This is a genomic window from Marivibrio halodurans, assembly GCF_017963645.1.
Lineage (GTDB): Bacteria > Pseudomonadota > Alphaproteobacteria > UBA8366 > Aestuariispiraceae > Marivibrio > Marivibrio halodurans.
Window position 1 is genome coordinate 359189 of the sequence record NZ_JAGMWN010000005.1, and the last position, 20691, is coordinate 379879.

The 20691-nt window shown below is 66.6% G+C and carries 18 protein-coding genes; 7 read left to right on the plus strand and 11 right to left on the minus strand.

From position 1 onward, the window contains the following. The first annotated feature begins 80 nt into the window (after window positions 1-80). The 6 genes from KAJ83_RS12855 (at window position 81) to KAJ83_RS12880 (ending at window position 8590) form a co-directional block, all read left to right on the plus strand. A complete protein-coding gene (locus tag KAJ83_RS12855) occupies window positions 81-278 on the plus strand; it encodes a DUF2065 domain-containing protein (RefSeq protein ID WP_210682470.1) in 198 nt (65 codons plus the stop codon). Between the two features lie 367 nt (window positions 279-645). Continuing rightward, window positions 646-2172 (plus strand): DegQ family serine endoprotease, encoded by a 1527-nt coding sequence (locus KAJ83_RS12860; protein WP_343221999.1) that lies wholly within the window; start codon window positions 646-648, stop codon window positions 2170-2172. Window positions 2173-2305: 133 nt separating this feature from the next. Beyond that, window positions 2306-3589 (plus strand): TauD/TfdA family dioxygenase, encoded by a 1284-nt coding sequence (locus KAJ83_RS12865; RefSeq protein WP_210682471.1) that lies wholly within the window; start codon window positions 2306-2308, stop codon window positions 3587-3589. Between the two features lie 105 nt (window positions 3590-3694). Then, window positions 3695-6328 carry an aminopeptidase N gene (gene pepN, locus KAJ83_RS12870; RefSeq protein ID WP_210682472.1) on the plus strand — a complete coding sequence of 878 codons (2634 nt, stop codon included), beginning with the start codon at window positions 3695-3697 and terminating at the stop codon, window positions 6326-6328. A gap of 125 nt (window positions 6329-6453) precedes the next feature. Continuing rightward, window positions 6454-7890, plus strand: a complete 1437-nt coding sequence (locus KAJ83_RS12875) for a dihydrolipoyl dehydrogenase family protein (protein ID WP_210682473.1) — start codon at window positions 6454-6456, stop codon at window positions 7888-7890. Between the two features lie 301 nt (window positions 7891-8191). Further along, window positions 8192-8590 (plus strand): hypothetical protein, encoded by a 399-nt coding sequence (locus tag KAJ83_RS12880; protein WP_210682474.1) that lies wholly within the window; start codon window positions 8192-8194, stop codon window positions 8588-8590. 259 nt (window positions 8591-8849) lie between these two features. Here KAJ83_RS12880 and queG read toward each other — a convergent pair whose 3' ends face one another. From queG to KAJ83_RS12905, 5 genes are all read right to left on the minus strand, one after another. Next, complete coding sequence (gene queG, locus KAJ83_RS12885; RefSeq protein WP_210682475.1) at window positions 8850-9968, minus strand: tRNA epoxyqueuosine(34) reductase QueG; 1119 nt, start codon at window positions 9966-9968, stop codon at window positions 8850-8852. A 16-nt stretch (window positions 9969-9984) separates the two neighbouring features. Further along, window positions 9985-11112 (minus strand): tRNA guanosine(34) transglycosylase Tgt, encoded by a 1128-nt coding sequence (gene tgt / locus KAJ83_RS12890; RefSeq protein ID WP_210682476.1) that lies wholly within the window; start codon window positions 11110-11112, stop codon window positions 9985-9987. Continuing rightward, on the minus strand, window positions 11109-12236 hold the full coding sequence (queA, locus tag KAJ83_RS12895; protein WP_210682477.1) for a tRNA preQ1(34) S-adenosylmethionine ribosyltransferase-isomerase QueA: 1128 nt from the start codon (window positions 12234-12236) through the stop codon (window positions 11109-11111). Before queA ends, tgt begins: the two co-directional genes overlap by 4 nt. Window positions 12237-12262: 26 nt before the next feature. Further along, window positions 12263-12841, minus strand: coding sequence for a queuosine precursor transporter (locus KAJ83_RS12900; RefSeq protein WP_210682478.1), 579 nt, complete (start codon window positions 12839-12841; stop codon window positions 12263-12265). A gap of 183 nt (window positions 12842-13024) precedes the next feature. Continuing rightward, complete coding sequence (locus tag KAJ83_RS12905) at window positions 13025-14200, minus strand: MFS transporter (RefSeq protein WP_210682479.1); 1176 nt, start codon at window positions 14198-14200, stop codon at window positions 13025-13027. Window positions 14201-14287: 87 nt separating this feature from the next. Between KAJ83_RS12905 and KAJ83_RS12910 the strand changes: the two genes are divergently transcribed. Further along, window positions 14288-14785: an Lrp/AsnC family transcriptional regulator gene (locus KAJ83_RS12910; RefSeq protein WP_246484485.1), complete on the plus strand. Its 498-nt coding sequence runs from the start codon at window positions 14288-14290 to the stop codon at window positions 14783-14785. A gap of 28 nt (window positions 14786-14813) precedes the next feature. Here KAJ83_RS12910 and KAJ83_RS12915 read toward each other — a convergent pair whose 3' ends face one another. The 6 genes from KAJ83_RS12915 to KAJ83_RS12940 all read right to left on the minus strand — a co-directional run bounded on the left by KAJ83_RS12915 (window position 14814) and on the right by KAJ83_RS12940 (window position 20642). Beyond that, window positions 14814-15806, minus strand: coding sequence for a cyclodeaminase (locus KAJ83_RS12915; protein ID WP_210682480.1), 993 nt, complete (start codon window positions 15804-15806; stop codon window positions 14814-14816). A 29-nt stretch (window positions 15807-15835) separates the two neighbouring features. Continuing rightward, window positions 15836-16834 (minus strand): hydroxyectoine utilization dehydratase EutB, encoded by a 999-nt coding sequence (gene eutB / locus KAJ83_RS12920; RefSeq protein WP_210682481.1) that lies wholly within the window; start codon window positions 16832-16834, stop codon window positions 15836-15838. Window positions 16835-16905: 71 nt separating this feature from the next. Then, entirely contained in the window at window positions 16906-17739 is an 834-nt protein-coding gene (locus KAJ83_RS12925) for a hypothetical protein (RefSeq protein WP_210682482.1), read from the minus strand. A gap of 3 nt (window positions 17740-17742) precedes the next feature. Next, entirely contained in the window at window positions 17743-18777 is a 1035-nt protein-coding gene (locus KAJ83_RS12930; protein ID WP_210682483.1) for a hypothetical protein, read from the minus strand. 3 nt (window positions 18778-18780) lie between these two features. Then, window positions 18781-19956 (minus strand): hypothetical protein, encoded by a 1176-nt coding sequence (locus KAJ83_RS12935; protein WP_210682484.1) that lies wholly within the window; start codon window positions 19954-19956, stop codon window positions 18781-18783. Continuing rightward, on the minus strand, window positions 19953-20642 hold the full coding sequence (locus KAJ83_RS12940; RefSeq protein ID WP_210682485.1) for a hypothetical protein: 690 nt from the start codon (window positions 20640-20642) through the stop codon (window positions 19953-19955). Before KAJ83_RS12940 ends, KAJ83_RS12935 begins: the two co-directional genes overlap by 4 nt. Between the last annotated feature and the right edge of the window lie 49 nt (window positions 20643-20691).

Genomic DNA, 20691 nt, shown 5'->3' on the forward strand with positions numbered 1-20691 from the left:
TTTGAACGGGACGTTTCCCGCCCGGCCGCGCGCCGGGCGGGGGCACCCGCCTCCCCCTTCCCTTTCCATCGCGCGCGATCATGGATGATTTCTGGACCGCGATCCTAACCGCGCTCGGCCTGGTGTTCGTGATCGAGGGCATGGCCTATGCACTCTTTCCCGAGGGAGCGAAGCGCCTCGCCGCGTTGGCGCAATCCCTGCCTGCCGGTAGTCTGCGACGCGGCGGCCTCATCGCCGCGATCGCCGGCGCCCTGCTGGTCTGGCTGGTGCGGGGATAAGATGGGGAGAACGCGTGCCTTCCGGCCGCGACCGGGCACCATCAAGCGGAACGAAATGTGGCAGTTTCAGGATTTCTACACTGCTATCCGCAGCGTGCATTGATAGGGTCGAAATCCTTTCCCACATCGCGATACAGACATTGGCGGTTTCGTCACGTCCCCTATATCCCTGGTCATCGATGCCGATCCGGGGCAAGCTTTCGGAAAGTATCCAGCGCTTGCCCCAGATCGAAGCGGGTTTGGGTCGGGACCGGAGAATGGATACCCGACGAACACGAACCGCCCATGCCGATTGAAGACCCTAGAGGTCCGCGTCCGGCGGCCAATGCTTCGGGTCCGGACGTGCACTCGAATTGAAGCGGAGTGAGTGAGACCGATCATGTATCGCGCCGACAAACCAATCGTCCAAGCCTTCGCGCAGCCGCGCGCCGGCCTGGACCCGGTGTTCGCGCGGGTCGCCGCGGTGGCCCTCGCGCTCGTCATGGCCGTCGTCTCGGCCGCCCCCGCCCATGCGCGCGGGACGCCGGACGGCTTCGCCGATTTGGCCGAAAAACTGCTTCCGGCCGTCGTGAACATCTCCACGACCCAGAAGATCGAGGGCCGGTCCGAGGGGCCGGGCTTCAAGCTTCCCCCGGGCAGCCCGTTGGAGGATTTCTTCGAGCGCTTCGGCAATCCCGGCGGCAATTCCCCGCCGCGTCAGGCGCAGAGCCTGGGCTCCGGCTTCGTCGTCGACGCCGAGGCCGGTATCGTCATCACCAACAACCATGTCATCGAGGGCGCCGACGAGATCAAGGTCATCCTGCAGGACGACACGGAACTCACGGCGGAGTTGCTCGGCACCGACCCGAAGACCGACGTCGCGGTGCTCTCCGTCGGCGAAGGCCACGAGCTGCAGGAAGTACCCTTCGGCGATTCCGACGGGGCGCGCATCGGTGACTGGGTGGTCGCCATCGGCAATCCGCTCGGCTTCGGCGGCACGGTGACGGCGGGCATCGTCTCGGCGCGCGGCCGCGACATCAATGCCGGCCCCTACGACAACTTCATCCAGACCGATGCGCCGATCAACCGGGGCAACTCGGGCGGGCCGCTCTTCAACATGGACGGTCAGGTGATCGGCATCAACACGGCGATCATCAGCCAGACCGGCGGGTCGATCGGCATCGGATTCGCCGTGCCGTCGAACCAGGCGGAACAGGTGATCAAGCAGATCCGCGAATACGGCACGACCCGTCGCGGCTGGCTCGGTGTCGGCATCCAGGAAGTCAGCCCGGATATCGCCGACAGTCTGGGTCTCGAGGAAGCCGCCGGCGCGCTCGTCGCCAATGTCTACGAGAAGAGCCCTGCCGAACGGGCGGGCTTCAAGTCCGGCGACGTCGTCCTGCGCTTCGACGGCCAGAAGGTTCCGAGCCAGCGGGCGCTGCCGCGCATGGTCGCCAACACCGATGTCGGCAAGGAAGTCGATGTCGTGGTCTGGCGCAATGGCGAGGAGAAGACCCTGAAGGTCACCCTCGGCGAGTTGGAGAAGGTCGATCTCGCCTCGCTCCGCACCGAGGATGGCGAACAGGGCCAGGGCGACGGATCCGCCGCCGTCACGGTGGAATCCCTCGGCCTGTCGCTCGCCGAGATCACCGGCGAGGTGGCCCAGCGCCTCGAACTCGACCCGAATACCAAGGGCGTGCTCGTCACCGACGTCGAGCCGAACAGCGACGCCGCGCAGAAGACCCTGCAACCCGGCGATATCATCCTCGAGGTGAACCAGAACCCGGTCACCAACCCGGGCGAGGTCGCCGCCGAGGTTCAGAAATCGGTCGATGCCAGTCGCAAGACCGTGCTGATGCGGCTGGAGCGGAACGGCGAGCAGCGCTTCGTCGCGGTGAAGATCAACCAGGGCTGATCTCCGGATCGTACCCTGACCGATCGACCTGAAGGGACCCGCCGGTTCTTGAAAGAGGCCGGCGGGTTTCCTTTGTCTTGCGTCCGGCCATTCACCGACACCACCCGACCAGAGCATGATAGAGAGGCTTGGCATGACCGAGACGACGACGCGCCGCACCGGGCAGGCCCCCATCGGGCACGACCCCATCGGGCAAGACGCCACCGCCCCCGCCGACCCGCCCGATTTCGACGCCTATCCGATCACCCATCGGCTGGTGGAGGCGGAAGCGGCGGGCCGCGCCGTGCGGGTCGTCTGGGAGGACGGGCTGATCTGCCGCTATCATGTCTTCTGGCTGCGCGAGAACGCGCCGGACCCCGAAACCACCCATCCGGTAACGCGCGAACAGGCGTTGCAGCTATTGGAAATACCGACCGACCTGGAGGCCGCGGAGGCCTGGGTCGATGCGGCCGGCGGACTCGGCGTGCGCTGGTCGAGCGGCGAGCGCTCCCGCTTCCACCCGGGCTGGCTGCGTGCCTATAGCCACGGCGCGACGGACGGCGAGGACGGCGCGGGCCTCCACGCGCTGCCATCCCGCGTGCGCTGGGACGCGGCCATGATGGCGGACGCGGTGCCGCGCTTCGACGGCCCCACTGTCCTTTCCGATCCGGCGGAGGAGGCGCGCTGGGTCGAGGCGCTGCATGTCCACGGTCTCGCGATCCTGGAAAATCTCGACAGCACGCCGGAGGTTATCGAGACCGTGCCGGCCCGCCTGGGGCCGATCCGCGCGACCAATTTCGGGTCCGTCTTCGACGTACGTTCCAAACCGGACGCGGATTCCAACGCCTACACCACGATGACGCTGCCGGTGCATACCGACCTCGCCACGCGGGAATTCGTGCCGGGCCTGCAGTTCCTCCACTGCCTCGCCAACGAAGCGGACGGCGGCGACAGCCTGCTGGTGGACGGCTTCCGGATCGCGGATGATCTGCGCGTGGCGGACCCGGCGGCCTTCGAGGCGCTGACGACCCTGCCGCTGACCTACTACAACAAGGCGACGGCCACCGATTACCGGCACGACGCGCCGATGATCCGCCTCGGCCCGGACGGCGGTTACGAGGAAATCCGGTGGAGCCCCTGGTTGCGGGCGCCCGTCCGCGCCTCCTTCGAGGATACCGATCGCATCTATCACGGGCTGCGCACGATCTTCGCGCTGGCCGACGACCCGGCTTTCACCATCCGCCTTCGGCTGAAGCCGGGCGATCTGCTGGGCTTCGATAACCGGCGTATCCTGCATGGACGCACCGGCTTCGATCCCACGACCGGCGATCGCTGGCTGCGCGGCTGCTATGTTGAGCGGGAGGAATTGCATTCCCGCCTACGTATCCTGGCCCGCCGCCGACGTGCCGCGGCGGTCGAGAATGCCGCAGCGGCTTGACCTGCGCCCCGCGCATCCGATGTAAGTAACAGATGGGTGCGAAGAAGGAGGCGCGGCCCGCGCGCCGTCCGTACCCGCCGTCACATCGAACGCCGTGGAGCTTTCATGAAGACCGAGCAACCGCCCGTCATCCGCCTTTCCGACTATACCGCCCCCGCCTTCGCCATCCCCAGGACGGCGCTGACGGTCGATCTCGACCCGACGCGCACGATCGTGGAGGCGGTGCTGGAGGTCGAGCGGGTCGACGGCGGCGCCCCCTCGCTCACCCTCGACGCCGAGGGGATGGAATTGCTCGCCCTTGAAATCGACGGCACTTCGGTGCCGGAGGACGCCTATCGGATGGAGGACGACAAGCTCTCCATCGCGGAGGTGCCGGAGCGCTTCACCCTCACCGCCCGTGTCGCCATCGATCCGCAGAGCAATACGCGGTTGGAAGGGCTCTACCGCTCCAACGGCGTCTTCTGCACCCAGTGCGAGGCGGAAGGCTTCCGCCGGATCGCCCCCTTCATCGACCGGCCGGATTTGTTGAGCCGCTATTCGGTCACCATCCGCGCGGACAAGAAGACGTGCCCGGTCCTGCTTTCCAACGGTAATCTGGTGGAGAGCGGCGATCTCGACGACGGCCGGCATTATGCCGTATGGGAAGACCCGTTCCCGAAGCCCGCTTATCTCTTCGCGCTGGTCGCGGGCGACCTCGCCTGGATCGCGGACCGGTTCACCACGCGCTCCGGCCGCGCGGTCGATCTGCGCATCCATGTCGAGCATGGTAACGAGGGCCGCGCCGGTTACGCGATGGAATCGCTGAAGCGCTCGATGGCATGGGACGAGGAACGCTTCGGGCTCGAATACGATCTCGACATCTTCAACATCGTCGCCGTCAGCGATTTCAACATGGGCGCGATGGAGAACAAGAGCCTAAACGTCTTCAACGCCAAATATATCCTGGCCGACCCGGAAAGCGCGACCGACGGCGATTTCGCCGCGATCGAATCCATCGTCGGGCATGAATATTTCCACAATTGGACCGGTAACCGGATCACCTGCCGCGACTGGTTCCAATTGAGCCTGAAGGAAGGTCTGACCGTCTTCCGCGACCAGGAATTCTCCGCCGACATGCGCTCGCGCCCGGTGAAGCGCATCCAGGACGTGCGCATGCTGCGCGCGCGTCAGTTTCCGGAGGATGCGGGCCCTCTCGCCCATCCGGTGCGGCCCGACAGCTATATGGAGATCAACAACTTCTATACCGCGACCGTCTACGAGAAGGGCGCGGAGGTGATCCGCATGCTGCATGCGCTGCTTGGCGAGGAGGGCTTCCAGAAGGGCATGCGCCTCTATGTCGAGCGGCATGACGGCCAGGCGGTCACCTGCGACGATTTCGTCGCCGCCATGGCCGACGCGAACGGCCGCGACCTCGATCATTTCAAGCGCTGGTATGCCCAGGCCGGCACGCCCGAGGTGACGGTGGAAAGCCATCACGATCCCGAGGCTGAGACCCTGACCCTCACTCTCGCCCAGATGACCCCGCCGACGCCGGGCCAGCCGAAGAAGCAGCCGGTGACGATTCCGCTGGCGCTGGCCCTGATCGGGCCCGACGGGCGGGAGATGCCGATCCGGATCGAGGGCGAGGACCGGGGAACGGAAACCGTCCTGCTGCTGACGGAGGACCGCCAGAGCGTCACCTTCGAGGGGGTTGCGGAGCGGCCGCGCCTCTCCCTCAATCGCGGTTTCTCCGCGCCGATCCGCCTCAACCAACGCATCGGACGGGAGGACCGCGCCTTCCTCATGGCGCACGACACCGACCCCTTCGCGCGCTGGGAGGCGGGCCAGCAATATGCCTGCGACCTGTTGCTGGAGATGATCGAGAGCCTCGGCCGGGGCGAGACGCCGAAGGCCGATCCCGCCTTCATCGAGGCGATCGGCCACACCCTTGCCAATAACGGGCTGGACGATGCCTTCCGCGCGCAGGTCCTGGCGCTGCCGACCGAGGAATATATCGGCGAGCAGATGAAGATCGTCGACGTGGATGCGATCCACACCGCGCGCGAGACGCTGAAGCGTGCCCTGGCCGACGCGCATTACGACCGCCTGCTGGCCACCTATCAGGCGCGCCGCAGCAACGAGGCCTTCGCCCCCGATGCCGAGCAGGCGGGGCGCCGGGCGCTCAAGAATGCCTGTCTCGCCCTGTTGGCGGCGAGCGGCACGGCGGATACGGCCGAGTTGGTCCGGCTTCAGGCGGAGACCGCGAACAACATGACCGACCGCATGGCGGCGATCATGCTGCTGACCGGCAACGGCCTGCCGGGCCGGGACGAGGCACTGGCCGCCTTCCGCGAGCGCTGGAAGGAGGACGAGCAGGTGATGGACAAATGGTTCGCCGTCCAGGCCACCTCGCCCGAGGCCGATACGCTGGATCGCGTGCGAAAACTGATGCAGGACCCGGTCTTCTCCATGCGCAAGCCGAACAAGGTGCGCGCGCTGATCGGCGCCTTCGCCGCCGCCAACCCGGTGCAGTTCAACCGCGCGGACGGCGCGGGCTACGACTTCCTGGCGGAACAGACCATCGCGCTCGATCGGCTGAACCCGCAGGTGGCGGCGCGGCTGATCGGGCCGCTGGGCCATTGGCGGCGTTTCGACGAGACCCGGCGCGACATGATGAAGGCCGCGCTGGAGCGTATCCTCGCCACCAAGGATTTGAGCCGCGATTGCTACGAGATCGCGTCCAAGGCGCTCGCCGACTGAAGGCCCGCTCCCTTGTAAGCCCACGCGCTTGTGACGGCTTTGTGATGCGCGCGCCCCTCGCGCCGGGTTAGTCTCGCGCCCACCTCATCGGGGTATGGATCAAGGCGGGCGACGGAACCGGTTTCATGGGCGAGACGATCGATACCGACATCTGCGTCATCGGGGCGGGCAGCGGTGGGCTGTCCGTCGCCGCCGGCGCCTCGCAGATGGGCGCGCGCACGGTCCTGATAGAGCGTGGCGCCATGGGCGGGGATTGCCTCAATCACGGTTGCGTCCCTTCCAAGGCGTTGATCGCCGCCGGGCACGCGGCCCACGGCATGCGCGCCGCCGGGCACTTCGGTATCGCGCCCGTCGAGCCGGCCATCGACCGCGCGGGCCTGCACCGCCATGTCCGCCACGTGATCGAGGCAATCGCCCCCAATGACAGTGTCGAGCGGTTCGAAGGCCTCGGCGTCACCGTCCTGCAGGAAAGCGCGCGCTTCACCGGCCCGCGCGAGGTAACGGCGGGCGACACCGTCGTGCGGGCGAAATGGATCGTCGTCGCCACCGGCTCCACGCCGCTGGTGCCGCCGATTCCGGGGCTGGCCGACATCCCCTATCTGACCAACGAGACGATCTTCGGCCTGGAAGAGGAGATCGATCATCTGATCGTCATCGGCGGTGGTCCCATCGGGCTGGAGATGGCGCAGGCGCACCGGCGCCTCGGCGCGCGGGTGACGGTGCTGGAGGCCGGCCGTTTCCTCGCCAAGGACGATCCGGAGGCCACCGCCGTCGTGGTCGAGCGATTGCGCGCCGAAGGCGTCGATCTACGCGACGGCACCAAGGTAACCGGCGCAAGCGCGCGCGAGGGCGGCGGCGCCACCCTAACCGTCGAAGACGCCGACGGCGGGACGGAGACCGTTACCGGCAGCCATGTCCTGGTGGCGGCGGGGCGGGTGCCGACGACCGACGGCCTGGACCTGGAGGCGGCCGGCATCGCCCACGACCGGCGCGGCATCACCGTCGACCGGCGCCTTCGGACGACGAATGCCCGCGTCTTCGCCATCGGCGACGTGGCGGGGGGGCCGCAATTCACGCACATGGCGGGCTATCACGCCGGGATCGTGATCCGCCAGGCGCTGTTCCGCATGGTCTGGGCCCGGACGGACGACCGCGCCGTCCCCTGGGTCACCTACACCGATCCCGAACTGGCGCATGTCGGGCTGCTGGCCGACGACGCGCTCGCGCGCCACGGCGAAGGCAATGTCACGATCCTGCGCTGGGGCTTCGAGGAGAACGACCGCGCCCAGGCCGAACGCCGGACGGACGGCTTCGTGAAGGCCGTGCTGGACAAGCGCGGCCGCGTCCTCGGCGCCACCATCGTCGGCGCCGGGGCGGGGGAGTTGCTGCTGCCCTGGGCGCTGGCCGTGCAGGGGCGGATGAGGATCGGCAAGCTCGCCGGTGTCATCGCCCCCTACCCCACACGCTCCGAAGCCAGCAAGCGCGCCGCCGGCAGCGCCTTCACCGGCACGCTCTTCTCGGAGCGAACGCGCAAGCTGGTGCGGTTCCTGCTGCGCTTCTAATCGCGAGGTTGGAGACGGCCAGGCGGAGCTCGCCATATTTATGCGCAAAGCTGCGCACCGCGCCGTTTCGATGCTGTTCCAGGCATCGACCGATCTCTGTCGTCGATCCGATATAGAGCGTTCCGTTCTTCCGGGTCGGCTCCAGCAGGGAGCGAAGAAGTTTCAAACTTTGACACAATACCCGCTTCTGACCTGTACCAGCCCCTAGACACATGAAGGAGAAAGCCGATCTTAGATTGCTGACAAAGAATGACAAAACAGCAAAATTAAGAGTGTACACAGACCAAACCGGGAAAAAACAATGAGCGACACCCCCGAACAGAGATTCGAGCAATGGTTACAAACGGCCACACGCTACTTTGTTTTGATCAATGCGGGAGGCGCAGTCGCAGTCCTAAGTTTTATTGGCGCAAGCCTTACATGCAGCCTGTCTCCAAATATAGCTGTCATTTCTCTATTTTTCTTTGTTGCCGGACTGGTTATTGCAGGCATTGTTATTTTGGGTCAATTGACTTTTTCATACCGTGTGTATTTAATGGATGATGCGAATCCACACGGAGCAGATATTTCGATCAATAGCAAACCGGTAACGCGATTCGGAAATTGGGTAGAACCACGCACGGGATCTTTCCTGGCTGACTCTTTTTTTCTTTTTGTTCTGGGGGCATCTATCGGGCTGCTCGCTCTTATTAGCTGGTGACGAGTGCGCACGCTTAGTCAGTTAGATCAAATGCCCTTCATTCGCTTAATATCTCAGCCTGTGCTAATTTCCATAGCTACAATTAAAGCTATCTGATCTCTTGGTTTCTTCTTTTATGCTACACGCAGTAGATTTTTATCGGCTCCTATACGTCTTTTGCGGGACCCGCATGGACATAAGCGACGATCGACCAAGATGCCGGCCTTCAGTTTGAAGATATGAAGGGTAAGAGGCATTCCATAAGCAGTTGGCGGTAGATTCACCCCAGCGCGCGCGCCCATTCCTCGATCACGTCGGCGTCGCGCTCCGCCTCGCGCTTGCCGGCGAGGCTCGCGCAGCGCGCGGGCGCCAGTTTCGAGAGCGCCCAGACGGCCGCCCCGCGCACCACGGGGGCGGCATCCTCCAACAGGCGCTCGACCGGCGGGGCGAGGCTTTCCTCCCCGCTATTGCCGCAGGCGATCAGCACGTTGCGCAGAAAGCGGTCGCGCCCGATCCGCTTCACCGGCGAGGCGGTGAAGAGCGCGCGGAACGCCGCGTCGTCGAGGGTCAGGAGGTGCTCCAGCCGCGCCCCATGCGCGCCGGGGCGGGGCAGGAAGGCGGTTTCCTCCGTCGGGACGGCGAACTTGTTCCACGGGCAGATGGCGAGGCAATCGTCGCAGCCATAGATGCGGTTGCCCATCGCCTCCCGGAATTCGTGCGGGATCGGCCCCTTATGCTCGATCGTCAGATAGCTGATGCAGCGCGTCGCATCGAGCGTATAGGGCGCCGGGAAGGCATCGGTCGGACAGATGTCGAGGCACCGCCGGCAGCCGCCGCAATGATCGCCCTCCGCCGAATCCGGCGGCAGGGCCATGTCGGTGAATATCTCCCCCAGGAAGAGCCAGCTTCCCAGGTCCCGGCTGACCAGATTGCTGTGCTTGCCCTGCCAGCCGACGCGGGTCAGCGCGGCCAGCGGCTTCTCCATCACCGGGGCCGTGTCGACGAAGACCTTCACCCGGCAGCCATAGGTCTCGACCATCCAACGCGCGATGCGCTTCAGCCGCTTCTTGATCAGGTCGTGATAGTCGCGATTGCGGGCATAGGCGGAGATATTGGCCCGGTCGCGCCGGCGGAGCGCCGTCATCGGGTTGCTCTCCGGCCCGTAATTGAGGCCGAGGACCAGCACGCTCTCCACTTCCGGCCAGAGGGTTCGGGGGTCGCGCCGGCGGGCCAGCGTATCGGCCATCCAGCCCATCTCACCATGTTCGCCATTGGCGACGAAGGTGTCGAGGCGCGCCTGCTCCCGCGGGCCGACCCGGGCCGGCGCGACGCCGGCGACACTGAACCCCTCGGCCAGCGCGCGGTCGGTGATCGCCTGCTTGCGGTCGTCGTCCGTCATGGGCGGGACGGTACCCTTACAAGGGCGCGATGTCGCCCATCGCGTAGGTTCGGCGGAAGGCCGCCGCATGCGCCGCCAGCCGGCCTTCCGCGATGGCGCCCCGCAGCCCCGCCATCAGGCGCTGATAGAACTGCACATTGTGGCGCGTCGCCAGCATCGGCCCCAGCATTTCACCCGCGCGGACAAGATGGTGCATATAGGCACGGGAATAGTTCGCGCAGGCCGGGCAGGGGCAGTCCTCCTCCAACGGGCGGGGATCGTCCGCATGCCGGGCGTTCTTCAGATTGATCGGCCCGCGCGCGGTGAAGATCTGCCCCGTCCGGCCGGACCGGGTGGGCAGCACGCAATCGAACATGTCGATGCCGCGTTCCACCGCGCCGACGATATCGTCTGGCTTGCCCACGCCCATCAGATAGCGCGGCTTGTCCGTGGGCAGCAGCGGCACGGTATAATCCAGCACCTCGAACATCAGCTCCTGCCCCTCCCCGACCGCGAGGCCACCGACGGCATAGCCCTCGAAGCCGATATCCGTCAGCGCCGCGACCGAGCGTTCGCGCAAATCCTGGTGAACGCCCCCCTGCACGATACCGAAGAGGCCGTAGCCCGGACGCGCCACGAAGGCCGCGCGCGAGCGCGCCGCCCAGCGCATGGAGAGCTCCATGGAGGATTCCACCTCCTCGCGGCTGGCCGGATATTTCGTGCATTCGTCGAAAGCCATGGTGATATCGGCGTCGAGCCGGCGCTGGATATCCATGGAGCTTTCGGGCGACAGCGTGTGATAGCTGCCGTCGATATGGCTGCGGAAGCGGACCCCCTCCTCCGTCAGCTTGCGCAGATCGGCGAGCGACATGACCTGGAACCCGCCGCTATCGGTCAGGATCGGCCCCGGCCAATTCATGAAGCGGTGGAGGCCGCCCAGGCGCTCCACCCGCTCCGCGCCCGGGCGCAGCATCAGGTGATAGGTATTGCCCAGCACGATCTCCGCCCCCGTGGCGGCGACATCCTCCGGCGTCATCGCCTTGACCGTGCCGGCGGTGCCGACGGGCATGAAGGCGGGGGTCTCAACCGGCCCGTGCGCGGTCGTCACCGTTCCGCGCCGCGCCTGTCCGTCCGTCGCATGCAGGGTGAAGGAAAAATCGGTCATCGGCGCGGGCTCCCGTCATCGGCGCCGCCGCCATCCGCCCGCTCCAGCAGGCAGGCGTCGCCATAGCTGAAGAACCGATAATCGGCGGCGATGGCGTGCGCATAGGCCGCCCGCATCCTCTCCAGCCCCGAGAAGGCGCTGACCAGCATGAAGAGGGTGGAGCGCGGCAGATGGAAATTCGTCAACAACAGATCGACCCCATGGAAGCGGTGACCGGGGGTGATGAAAATGTCTGTGCTGCCCTCGAAGGGCGGGACAGTGCCCGCCCGGCCGGTCGCGACGGCTTCCCGGGCCGCGCTCTCCAGCGTGCGCAGCGCCGTCGTGCCGACGGCCACGACGCGCCCGCCGTCGCGGCGCGCGCGGGCGATGGCCTCCGCCGTCTCTTTCGGCAGGCGCGCCCATTCGCTGTGCATGATGTGGGCGTCGGTATCCTCCGCCTTCACGGGCGCGAAGGTGCCGGCACCGACATGCAGGGTGACATGGGCCCGGCCGATCCCGGCCGCCTCCAGCGCCTCGATCAGGCGCGGGGTGAAATGCAGCCCCGCCGTCGGCGCCGCGACGGCCCCTTCCTCCCGCGCGAAGAGGGTCTGATAGGCCGCCCGGTCGTCCGGGGTGGCCGCTTCGGCTTCCATATCCGCATCCGCTTCAGGGCGTGGACGCTTGATATAGGGCGGCAACGGCATCCGCCCGACGGCCCATAGGGCCTCGCGCAACGCGCTCCCCGACCGGTCGAACAGCAGATCGACACGTCCGTCCGCCTGCTTCTCCGCCACCCGCGCGCCTAAAACCCCATCGGCGAAGAGGATCGCGTCGCCGGGCTTCAACCGTTTCGCCGGGCGGCAATAGGCGCGCCAGCGGTCGGCGGCGATCTCCTCCACCAGGGTGGCTTCGATCGCGCCGCCGCTTTCCGCCCGCCGCCCGTGAAGGCGGGTCGGTATCACCTTCGTGTCGTTGACGATCAGCAGATCGCCCGCCCGCAGCAGGTCCGGGAGGTCGCGGACCCCGCGATCGGCGAAACCGCCCACCGCCGGCACATGCAGCAGCCGGGCGGAATCGCGCGGGCTCGCGGGGGCCTGCGCGATCCGCTCCGGCGGCAGGTCGAAATCGAACAGATCGACACGCATGGACGGTTTCGCTCGGGCGCCGGCGCTCAGGCCGCCTCGGCCGCGCGGAGGGTCCTCGGATAGAAGGCGACGATGGCGCGGAAGGCCGGCAGCAGCAGCAGCGCCATGGCGAGCTTCGACAGGAAATCGCCGAAGCCGAGGCTGACCCACGGTACCGACGTACCGGCGAAGGCGATCGAGAAGAAAAGCGCCGTATCGACCGCCGATCCCAGGAACGAACTGACAAAGGGGGCCTTCCACCAGCTCTTGGCACGCAGTTGATCGAAGACGGTGACGTCGAGCAACTGCGCCAGCAGGAAGGCCGAGCCGGAGGCGATCGCGATCCGTGTCGGCGCGAAGATCAGCGACAGGATCACCCCGACCGCGAAGCCGACATAGACGACGCGGCGCGCGGCGCCCGCGCCGAACAGCCGGTTGGTCGTGTCGGTCACCAGGAAGGCGATCGGATAGCTGACCGCGCCGTAGGTCAGCCAGTCGGCGAGGTTCAAGCCGCCGACGGTCGCCTGGATCGGATATTGGACGAGGATATTGGCGGCCAGGATCACCAGACCCATGGCCAGCATGGGCGGCAGCAACAGCCCCGCCCGAACGCGCGTGTCCGTCATCGTTATCATCCCTCATGCGCCGGGCGGATTGGCTTGCCCATTCCCCATCGGGGGGCGGGTGGGCCAGCGCGGCAGGGGCCACGCCCCCGGCGTCCGTTCTACGGGTGCGGGCGATATAGGCGGATGCGGCGGCGCGGTCAATCGCGGGGGCGCCCGCCACGCCTCCCCTCACGTCGGCTCGCCCTACCAGTCCGCGCGCCGTGTCCAGGCCACCGCCGCCGCCAGCACGACGAACAGCGCCGACGCCGCGCAGGCGGCCGCGAAGCCGATCCGGTCATAAAGCTGGCCCAGCAGGAAAGGCCCCAGGAAGATCGACCCATAGGTGATCGTCGTATGCAGGCCGAGCAGCATGCGCCGCCGCGTCTCTCCACGCCGCGACAGCAACAGGATGATCAGATTGACCCCGACATGGTTCGCCACGCCCCAGAGAAAGGCGGCGGCGAGCGCGGGCGCGATATGCGTCGTCGCCGGCGGCAGCCCGACATAGATCGCCCCCAGCACCAGCAGAACCACCGGAAAAACCCGCCGCGCGCCCCAGCGATCGACCGCGCCCATGGCATAGCTCGCCAACCCGAAACCCGCGCCATAGGCCAGGACGACGATCCCGGAAAGGCTCGCGCTCGCCCCGATCGCCTCGTGCAGGCGCGTGCCGAGATAGGGATAGAGCCCATAAAACGCCGTCATATAGAGCAGGCAAATCAACAGCAGCGGCCGCGCGCCCCGCGCCGACAGGCTCTCCCCCAGGCTGGGGCGCGGCCCCGCCGGCCCAACCTGTCCAGCCGGTTCAGCCGGTCCAGCCGCACCGCGCGGCAGACGCGCGAAGCCCGCCACCGTCAGCGCCGCGAACCCGGCCAGGATGAGATAGACCGCCCGCCACCCGGCCATGTCCGCGACGAAGGCGGAGAAAGGCACCCCCAGTACCAGCGCGATCCCCCATCCCCGGATGACGCGGCCGAGGGTTCGGCCGCCCTGTCCCGCCGGAGCATTGGCGGTGGCGGCATCGTAGATAGTCGGCAACATGCCCCCCACCATGGCCCCGATCGCCGCCTGGCAGAGCGCGAGGTGCCACCATGCCCGCGACAGCGCGCTGCCCAACAGGAAAAGGGCAAGCACCGTGCCGCCGACGCACAGGATGCGCCGCGCCGACCAGGTGACGGCGCTCCGCGCGAAGAGGAAGGAGGTCAGTGCCGTCGCCGCCCCGAAGGCGGAGATCGCCCGTGCCACCGCGATGGGTGTGCTGTCCAGGTCGCGGGCCACGTCGATCAGGATGGGGCTCAACACGAAGGAATTGGACCCGATCACCATGATCCCGAGGGTCAGAACCCATATGCCGGGGGCGCCCGAATCCTGTTCCTTCATGGCTGATTCCTCCATATTTCATTCGGTACGATCTATATTTTCCGTATGAGGTTCCGCCCGATGCGGCAAGGAGAATGGGCAACCGGCATGGAAGAAACGAATGGAACTCGGCGGCGGCCGACCGCGCCGCCCGCCATCGACGACACCGACCGAAGGATATTAAGGCTGCTGGCCGAGGATGCGACGCGCACCTATGCGGAACTCGGGCGACGCGTCCATCTCTCCCCGCCCGCCGTGCATGAGCGGGTGCGCCGCCTGAAGCGCGACGGCGTCATCCGGGGCACGGTGGCGCGGCTCGACGGAACGGCGATCGGTTGTCCGCTGTTGGCCTTCATCCATGTGGAGACGGAAGGGCGCGCCTTCACCAGGACGCTCGACAGCTTCGCGGCGATCGCGGACGTGGAGGAGGTACATACCGTCGCGGGCGATGCCGGCGTGGTTCTCAAGGTGCGCACGCGCGACACGGGCGATCTCGAACGCCTGCTCGCCCGGCTTTACGAGATGGAGGGGGTGCGGGCCGCGAAATCCTTCGTCGTGCTCGGCACCTATCTGGAACGGGGACCGCACCCCGATATCGATCTATAGCGGGCGGTGAAAGCCGTCCGTCGAGCAATCAATTGGCGATCACCGTGCCGAAGCCCTTGTCCCGCGCCACCTTCAGCGCATGGACGGCGATGGCGGTATCCTGGACGCCCGTGCCGGTCAGATCGCAAAGCGTGATCTGATCCGCGTCCGTCCGGCCGGGCTTCGTCCCGGCGACGATGGCGCCGAGTTCCGTCACCTCCATATCCTCCGGCACCAGCCCGGCGCCGATCGCATGGTGCAATTCGCCAAGGCGGGCCGATTGCTGATGATGGTCGCAGACGAAGAGGTCGGCCTCGGCGACCACCTCCGGGGCGATCTCGTTCTTATGTTCGGAATCGGACCCCATGGCGGTAATGTGCAGCCCCGAATGGATAAGGCCGGTATCGATCAGCGGCTTACGCGCGGCGGTCGCGGTCACGATGGCCTGGGACTGCCGGGCAAGCCCGGCGAGGCTCGCCGCCGGCGCGCTCTCCCGGCCGGTCAGGCGCTGGATATCCTTCGCCGCCTTGGCACAGGCGTCCGGATCGCGGCCCCAGACCAGAACCCGGTCGACCCGACGCTCCAGGCAGAAGGCCTGCGCCTGAAGGCGCGCCTGCATGCCCGTACCGACGATACCCAGCGTATCCATGGCTTCCGGGGCCAGATGGCGCGCGGCGACCGCGCCGGCGGCCGCGGTGCGCACATCCGTCAGATAGCCGTTGTCGAGCAGGACCGCCTGAACATGGCCCGTCTCCACGCCGTGGACGGTCATCAGTCCGCTCGTCGTCGCCAGGCCCTTCTTCGGGTTGTCGAAGAAGCCCGGGCTGGTCTTGACCGCGAATCCGTCCAAGCCCGGCACATAGGCGGTCTTCACATCGACCTCGCCGTTGCGCTCCGCCATGTCCATGCGCAGCACCGGCGGCATGACGGCCTTGCCCCCGGACAGGGTGGCGAAGGCCTCCGCCACGATATCCACCGTGCCGCCGTCGAGCGCCACGCAGGCCCGCAGGTCCTTTTCCGTCAGGATCAGAATGTCAGGCATCCGCCCTCCGATCTCCCCATGCACGGCACCTAACCAGATACCGCTGCCGGATCGACATCCTCACCCGATGCGATCCGCGTGAACAAGTCCATATCGACGCCCCGGCCGGTCACGATCACGGCGATGTGACCGCCGGGACGTGTTACCGACCGCTCCAGCAACGCGGCCGCGCCCACCGCCGCGCCGCCCTCCGCGACCAGTTGCTCCGCACGATAGAGATGGCGCATGGCCCGCGCGATCGCCGCCTCATCCACCAGGATGACCTCGTCGACGAGCGCGCGGCACATAGCGAAGGTAATCCGGTTGTCGAGGCCGATACCGCCGCCCAGCGAATCGGCGAGGCTCGCCACCTCCTCCACCGCGACCGGGTGTCCGGCCGCGAGGCTGGCCTGCATCGCCGCGCCGCGATCCATGCTGACGCCGACGATGCGCGCCGCCGGCCGCCGCGCCTTCACCGCCGCGGCGACGCCGGCGATCAACCCGCCGCCGGACAGCGGGACGATCACCGTATCCACCTCCGGCCAATCCTCCACGATCTCCAGCCCGCAGGTCCCCTGCCCCGCGACCACGTCCCTGTGGTCGAAGGGCGGAATCATCACCATGCCCTCCTCGGCCACCAGACGCCCGGCCTCCACCGCCGCCTCGTCCTGGCTGCGTCCGACGATGCGCGCCTCCGCGCCCAGCGCCTCGATCGCGCGAACCTTGTTGGCGGGCACCAGCCGGGACATGCAGATGACGGCGCGAATGCCCAACCGCCCCGCCGCATAGGCGACCGCCCGGCCATGATTGCCGGTGGAACAGCAGGTGACACCCCGCGCCCGGTCCGCCGGGGACAGGGAAAGCAGGGCATTCGTGGCCCCGCGCAGCTTGAAGGCGCCGGACGGTTGCAGCAGATCGAGCTTGAGGCGCACATCCGCGCCCGTAACCGCGCTCAAGGATGGGCTGGGAACCAGCGGCGTGCGGATCACATGCCCCTCGATCCGCGTTCGCGCGGCCTCGATATCGGGAAGGGTGACGACCGGTTCCATGACCGTCGGAGCATAAGGGGCCCCGACGACCCGCCGCAAGCATGGGGGCGGCATAGGGCCCAAGGCGGGGTTTACGGAACGAACCGGCTGCGCGCGGCATGTGGGTTGGCATGCATGCGGGGATGGTCGTCCACGCCTTCGCGTCCCGCCCCATAGGGAGGACCGCCACCGCCCTTCAAGGAAGGGGCGATCACCGGCGCGCCCTGGGACTGCTCTCCGGTCTCGTCCTGCGTCACGTCCTCGCGCGAATTTGTGGGATCGCCTTTCTCGGGTTCGGCGTCGACCGGCTGCTCCTCGGAGACTTCCACAGCCCATGCGAACCAGTCATGCAGGTACCCCCTGGCATCGTGCCAGTGATCCTTTGAGACCCAGATGCTCATCCCCGCGCCGACATAGGCGGCCAAAAGAATGCCTCCCAAACTCACTGTAATTACAACGAATGACAGCACTGCATTCCGCCAAGTGACGATCCGCCTCGAATCCTCTATTATTTCCTTGATCGTTCGCTCGAACTCCTCCCTCTCTGATCGGAGGGCGGCGGCGATTTGCTGCGGCACCTCGCGTTCCCGACGTCGTAGCGCGCGGTTCTCCGCCTTCAATCGCTTGATTGTCTTCTTGAAGCCTTTCCGGTCCTCCCGGGCGCGCATCTCCCGGCGCCGGGCCGTCTCGCGTAAATCCTCAAAATCGCGTATCAGGTCCTCGAAGAGGGTGGCCACCTCCGCGTGACCGCTCTCCCGCAGCGCCTTGAGGAGACCGTCGTGGCGGGTGGACGCCGCCTCCTCGGCGGAGGCGGAATGCGCCGACCACTTGGCCTCGATGCGTCCGCGAACCGCCGCATCCAGCCGCGCCAGGACCTGCCGCAGCAGATCCTCGCGACCGGTCGCTTGCGTTCCCGCCGCCATCATCGCTCACCGGCTTCGCTTCGCCGCGATGAAATAGCGCTCCGCCCAGCGCAGGCCGGCTTGATAACTCTCCTTCGTCGTCGTCCGGTCGTAGAGCCGGACGCGGAACCGGCAATCATCCTCGCGCGCGCGGCCATGATCATAGATCGGCGCGGCGAAGTCCCGCCATTGCTCCAGCGTCAGGCTATTGTTCCGGGGGATATGAAGGATATCCAGCGCCCGGACATCGTCGGCGCGGTGGGCGGGCCAACCGGGCTCCACGATCCAGCGATAGTCCGCGATCGTGACATCGTAGGTGAATTCCGGATTGTCCCGCGCGTCGACCCAGCACGGCACATAGCCGCGCACCTTGCGCAGGCGCTCCTGCTCCGCCGCCTCCATCGCGGAGACACGGTCGCGGGCGCTCGTCAGGTCGGAGCGGAGTGCGCCCACCTCATCCTCGACCCGCCGCAGCACGTCACCCACCGGCGTATCCAATGGCACGTTCAGACTTTGCGCAACGCGGGAGACCGCCTGCTCCAGCGATTCGGCCCGCGCACGGCGCGCCGACATCTCCGCTTCGAGACGTGCCACCTCCGCCACCAAGTCGTCCGACGCGGCGCGCGCCGACTTCGCGGCATCCATGTCGCGGACGAGACGCGTCACCGCCGCCTCGACATCCGCTAAGGTTTCGACCGGCGTGCCGCCGCCATACCCTTCCAACTGCTCCTTGATGCGGTCGATGGCGACCAGGGTTTCGCCGACCTCCTCGCCCTTGTCGCGCATGAGGGCAAGTTGCCGCCGCAGATCGAGCATTTGAGCGCGGAGTTCCCCGATCCGCGCGGCCGCGCCGGCGAGACGCTTCTCCAACGCCTCGCGGCTCGCCCCCTCGCTCTGGAGATCCTCGACCTGCCCCTCATATTCGGTCAGGCGCGTCATCGCGCCGCCCAACATCAGCAACGCGACAAAGATGATGATCAGCATCAACTCCAGAACGCTCGCGTTTCGGACCTCCGCCTTGCGCAACCGGGCCTGAGCCCCTCTCTCACCGAAAGCTCCCATGCCTCACCTCAACACGTCGACGATTGCGCGGGCGGCCTTCGTCAATTGGGCGAAGACATCATCGACCGCAGTGACGATCTGCCGGCGCTCCGCTTCCATCTCCTCGCGCAGCTTACGGATGAGATCGATATCCTCCTGGGCGGCCGTGGCCTGCTCGCGCATCGCGTTACCGCCGGATTCCATGGCCGACGCCGTTTCCTCCAACCGCGTATTCAAGGAGTCGAGCCGCGCCGCCAGTTGCTCCGACGCGCTCGCGCCCTTGAACAGCCCCTCGACGATCATCTCCATCGCCTTCAGGTTCTCCTGCGCCGCCTGCATGCGCTCCGTGGCGCCATCGACCTGCTCCGTCAGCTTGCCCCAGGCGGTCTTATTCTGATTGGTGGATTTCTTGAGGTCCGCCAGCTGCTCCCGGAATTTCGCGATCTCCTCCTCGATCGCCGTGGTGAGCGCGCCGAGGGACTGCTTGAAGCCCTCCGGCTCGAATTCGACGGTGCCGATGCGTTCGCTCAACCTGTCCGTGACGCCGTCCAGGGCGCGTTCGAAGGACCGGGTAATCTCCTCGACGGTACGCGTCTGCTGCGCGGCGCCGTCGCGCAGTTCGGTCCTGACCTCCTCGGCCATCTCGGTCAGCATTGCGGATGCCTTGCGAAGCGCGGCGTCGAACTCCTCGACCCCGCGTCTCACGCTGCCCGACAGATCCACCATGGTCTGCGACATCTCGTGATCGGCCATGCTGCGATTGTCCTCGGGCGAGCGGTGGACCTGCACGATCACGACGCGCGCCAACATACCGATCACGGTGGTGCTGAGCGCCGCGCCGAAGCGCTCCAGGATCACGCGATTACCGACCCCGAGGTCCCCACCGCCGAGCGCCAGGAGGCTCGCAATCAAGGAGAAGAGAGTGATGAGGAAGCCGAGATAATAACAACTGTCCCCGATCTGCTCGAAGTCGAAGCGCTTCTTCGTGGCAAGAAGAGCCACGGCCGCCCCACAATATAAGAGCGTGAGCAGGAACGGTCCCACGATAGGAAAAACCCCGGCCGGCGGCACGAAATAGAAGGAGAAGCTGAAGAACGCCCCGCCGGCCACGGCGACAAAGAACGATATGGTCAGGACATCGAAGCCCAATGGAGAGGCGGCCCGTGTGGCACTTCGGCCCAGTTTGTAGCTCAGGCTCATCTTATCGGCCTCACTTCAACCAAATTTCCATTTATCCATTTGAAATACTGTTCCCAGAACAGAATATGCCGCCGTGTCTGCAGGGCCTCGTATTCGGGATTGAGCAGATAAACGATTTCCACATCCGCCCCGCCCAGCGACGTCGCGACCTCGCGCGCGTAGGTCCGCGCGGCGAACCAGTCGAAGGAGATCGGGTCCCGGAACTGGCTGTAGTCGCCCGGCATGTGTTGCAACATGTCGGAGAACAGGATCAGCCGTTGCGGCGCCTGGCGCGGCTTGAAATCGTCGCGCAGCGCGACTTCCTGAATCATCTCCATGATCGGCGAGCGCGGACTTGTCTGCGTCGTGGCGAGCGCGTTGATCGCGCGGTCGAGCGGCTCGCCGAAGGTCGCCTCGAACTTCGCGCGGATCTTCCTGGGGTTTTGATAGAGCGTGTTGGCCGCGCTGCCGTCGCCCGGATTGCAGAGATCGAAGGCGGGGATCGGGGCGCTGAAATTCTTATGGTCGAGCACATAGATCGACAGTTTGTCGAACTGCCGCATCTCCTCCCCGACGGTGCGGATGATCCGGCCTAGATAGCTGCGCTGCGACGGCGAGAAGGTGTCCGTCTTGTCGACCACGACGATGGTATGCGCGCGGTAGCCGGATTCGGGACATAATACCAACTCTCGCTGATTGAGACTCACGAGGGATTCCCATGGGGCCGCAAATCTGATTCACCATGACAAACGATGG

Excerpts from the sequence above, each read along its gene's own strand:
- KAJ83_RS12925 (WP_210682482.1), bottom strand. The coding sequence starts at position 17,739 with ATGATGGCGGCGGGAACGCAAGCGACCGGTCGCGAGGATCTGCTGCGG.
- KAJ83_RS12915 (WP_210682480.1), bottom strand. The coding sequence starts at position 15,806 with ATGCCTGACATTCTGATCCTGACGGAAAAGGACCTGCGGGCCTGCGTG.
- KAJ83_RS12880 (WP_210682474.1), top strand. The coding sequence starts at position 8,192 with ATGAGCGACACCCCCGAACAGAGATTCGAGCAATGGTTACAAACGGCC.
- KAJ83_RS12910 (WP_246484485.1), top strand. The coding sequence starts at position 14,288 with ATGGAAGAAACGAATGGAACTCGGCGGCGGCCGACCGCGCCGCCCGCC.
- KAJ83_RS12900 (WP_210682478.1), bottom strand. The coding sequence starts at position 12,841 with ATGACGGACACGCGCGTTCGGGCGGGGCTGTTGCTGCCGCCCATGCTG.
- queA (WP_210682477.1), bottom strand. The coding sequence starts at position 12,236 with ATGCGTGTCGATCTGTTCGATTTCGACCTGCCGCCGGAGCGGATCGCG.
- queG (WP_210682475.1), bottom strand. The coding sequence starts at position 9,968 with ATGACGGACGACGACCGCAAGCAGGCGATCACCGACCGCGCGCTGGCC.
- KAJ83_RS12930 (WP_210682483.1), bottom strand. The coding sequence starts at position 18,777 with ATGGGAGCTTTCGGTGAGAGAGGGGCTCAGGCCCGGTTGCGCAAGGCG.
- tgt (WP_210682476.1), bottom strand. The coding sequence starts at position 11,112 with ATGACCGATTTTTCCTTCACCCTGCATGCGACGGACGGACAGGCGCGG.
- eutB (WP_210682481.1), bottom strand. The coding sequence starts at position 16,834 with ATGGAACCGGTCGTCACCCTTCCCGATATCGAGGCCGCGCGAACGCGG.
- pepN (WP_210682472.1), top strand. The coding sequence starts at position 3,695 with ATGAAGACCGAGCAACCGCCCGTCATCCGCCTTTCCGACTATACCGCC.
- KAJ83_RS12865 (WP_210682471.1), top strand. The coding sequence starts at position 2,306 with ATGACCGAGACGACGACGCGCCGCACCGGGCAGGCCCCCATCGGGCAC.
- KAJ83_RS12905 (WP_210682479.1), bottom strand. The coding sequence starts at position 14,200 with ATGAAGGAACAGGATTCGGGCGCCCCCGGCATATGGGTTCTGACCCTC.
- KAJ83_RS12935 (WP_210682484.1), bottom strand. The coding sequence starts at position 19,956 with ATGAGCCTGAGCTACAAACTGGGCCGAAGTGCCACACGGGCCGCCTCT.
- KAJ83_RS12855 (WP_210682470.1), top strand. The coding sequence starts at position 81 with ATGGATGATTTCTGGACCGCGATCCTAACCGCGCTCGGCCTGGTGTTC.
- KAJ83_RS12875 (WP_210682473.1), top strand. The coding sequence starts at position 6,454 with ATGGGCGAGACGATCGATACCGACATCTGCGTCATCGGGGCGGGCAGC.